Annotated in this window: 4 protein-coding genes; all 4 read left to right on the forward strand. The window is 67.2% G+C overall.

Annotated features, from left to right (window positions below; genetic code table 11):
- The first annotated feature begins 85 nt into the window (after positions 1-85).
- The 4 genes from ETD83_RS41305 (at position 86) to ETD83_RS41315 (ending at position 2,031) form a co-directional block, all read left to right on the forward strand.
- On the forward strand, positions 86-757 hold the full coding sequence (locus tag ETD83_RS41305; protein ID WP_138650683.1) for a hypothetical protein: 672 nt from the start codon (positions 86-88) through the stop codon (positions 755-757).
- Positions 758-870: 113 nt separating this feature from the next.
- Positions 871-999 (forward strand): hypothetical protein, encoded by a 129-nt coding sequence (locus ETD83_RS45630; RefSeq protein WP_268920546.1) that lies wholly within the window; start codon positions 871-873, stop codon positions 997-999.
- A 125-nt stretch (positions 1,000-1,124) separates the two neighbouring features.
- Complete coding sequence (locus ETD83_RS41310) at positions 1,125-1,460, forward strand: hypothetical protein (protein ID WP_138650684.1); 336 nt, start codon at positions 1,125-1,127, stop codon at positions 1,458-1,460.
- Entirely contained in the window at positions 1,450-2,031 is a 582-nt protein-coding gene (locus ETD83_RS41315; protein ID WP_138650685.1) for a carboxymuconolactone decarboxylase family protein, read from the forward strand. The genes ETD83_RS41310 and ETD83_RS41315 overlap by 11 nt, the downstream gene beginning before the upstream one ends.
- Positions 2,032-2,213 lie beyond the last annotated feature (182 nt).

Below are 2,213 nucleotides of genomic sequence, written 5' to 3' on the forward strand. Positions count from 1 at the left end.
AGATGGGTATAAGAGACAGACCCTACCGCGCGGGCGCCCGCCATGATCGAAGCTACGATCGGACAGGTCAGGCGAGGAGCACCGGATGGGCATTGACGTCATCCCGTTCGAGGAACGTTTCGTCGCACCTGCGGCCGAGCTACTCGCCGCCGACCACGCCCCCGCGGGCAAGGCCAGACTGGAACTGTGCGATGTGGACGTTGCCAGTCGCCTGGTGTCGGCGTGGCACGACACCGGACCGGCCATCGCCGTAGTGGACGACGGCACCCTCCTCGGCTTCGTGGCGGCCACGCCCGCAGACCGCCACGACGACCAGCACTCATCGATCCGCCTCCACCAACACGCCTCGGCGCCGCGCGGGAAACGCGAGATCTACCGCCGGCTTTACCGGGCCCTCGCCGGCCAGCTCATCGACTTGGGCGGCTTCGAGCACGCCATCGCCCTCTCCGCGTCCCACCACGATGTCGTCACCTCCTTGTTCGAGCTCGGTTTCGGCATCGACCAGATCAAGGGCCTGCGCGCGACGTCGTCCCCGATCCAGACCGTGCAGGCCACGCAGGACGCGCAGGACGCGCGGGACGTCCAAGTGCGCCAGGCCAATGCCAATGACCTGAAGGACCTGCTCAGCCTCACCGTGGAACTACAGAAGTTCCACGCCGGGCCACCGGCCCTGCGCCCTGCGCTCTTCAACCTCCGCTCCAGGCGGGCCCGGACAGTCAGCACCTGTCCACAGCAACGATCGGCATGGCTGCCGTGACCGCGTCCGTCCGGTCCAAGGGAACTGGCACCGCCGCTGCTGTCCGGCGTAGTGGGCTGGGCCACCGACCAAGCCTTCGACGCCTGCGGTGCCGAATGGACATCGGCGAACTTGTGAGCGATGCCTTCTGGCGCCGCCACGGCTTCACCCCCACGGGCTACAAACTCACCCGCTTGGTCGACCCGCGCATCTCCTGGGCCAACACCCGCCTGGACTACCGGTACCTGTCCCCGACGCCATAGCAATGCCTGGCCTGACCTGCGGGTAGTTGACTTCCTGGGTTACGTGTCGAATTCGGCCCCGTGCCAATCGTCTACCGCGTAGGGACAGATGTAGCAGGGCGGCATGTAAGAGAAGCGGAGGCGGCGTGCCGGACGAGGACAAGAAGCAAGCAGCGCACCGAGCCCTGGTGGATCGCGTGCTGACCGGAGAGGGCAGGGCATCAGCCGAGCAGCGAGCGCGGGCGTTTGCCAACGACGGCCTCTCCTCACCGCTGGCCGCACTGATCGGCAAGGTCGCCGACGCACCGGCTCAGGTGACCGAAGCGGACCTGGACGCGGCGAAGGCGTCCGGCTGCACCGAGGACCAGCTCTTCGAACTGGTGATATGCGCGGCGGTCGGCCAGTCCGCCCGGCTGTACGAAGCCGGATTGGCGGCCCTGGCCGAAGCCACTGCCGAGGGGAGCCCGGACAATGCGACTTGAAATCCTCAACAACGGCTACGCCGCCGGAACCAAGCTGCTGTTCGCACTCATCCGGCTGGTCTCCAGGCACCCTGTGCCGGACGCCGCCAAGCTGGTCTTCTACCGGCCCGATTTCTACGGTGCCCGGGCCAAGGAGTTCACCCACGAGGCGATGCGCGGACCGTCCGCCTGGTCGGTGGGCGACCGGGAGCTAATGGCGGCCTACGTGTCGAAAGTGAACGAGACCGCGTTCTGCATCGCCGCGCACACCGCGACCGCAGCGCAGGCCTACCAGGACGGGCCGCGAGTCGCGGCGGTGCTGGCCGACCTGGAATCGGCACCCATCGAGGAGCCGCTGCGCGCCACGCTGCGAATGCTCGGCAAGCTGACGCGGGAGGGATCCGTCAGCGCCCAGGACATGCGGGGCCTGCTGGCCGCCGGCGTCTCACCTCAGCAGGTCCAGGACGCACTGGCGGTCTGCGCCGCCTTCAACATCACCGACCGTCTCGCGGACGCTTTCGGGTTCGATCTGCTCAGCCCCGAGGACTTCGAGGCAGGAGCCAAATACCTACTCAAACGTGGTTACCGATAGCTGGGTGTCGGAATGCTGTGTGTTTGTCCGCCGGATTCAGATCAGCAGAATTCAGGTTCGGGGGTGGGGGCGGCGCTGCGTACGGGGCCGCCCCTCCAAAGTCAAGGGCGCTTCGCGTCGCTTCGCGATGGGACTCCGTCCCACCCTTGACTTCGGAGCCTCTACGGCCCCTGGTGCAGCTT

Origin of the sequence: Actinomadura soli (assembly GCF_005889715.1) — a bacterium.
In the GTDB taxonomy this organism is placed as follows: domain Bacteria; phylum Actinomycetota; class Actinomycetes; order Streptosporangiales; family Streptosporangiaceae; genus Spirillospora; species Spirillospora soli.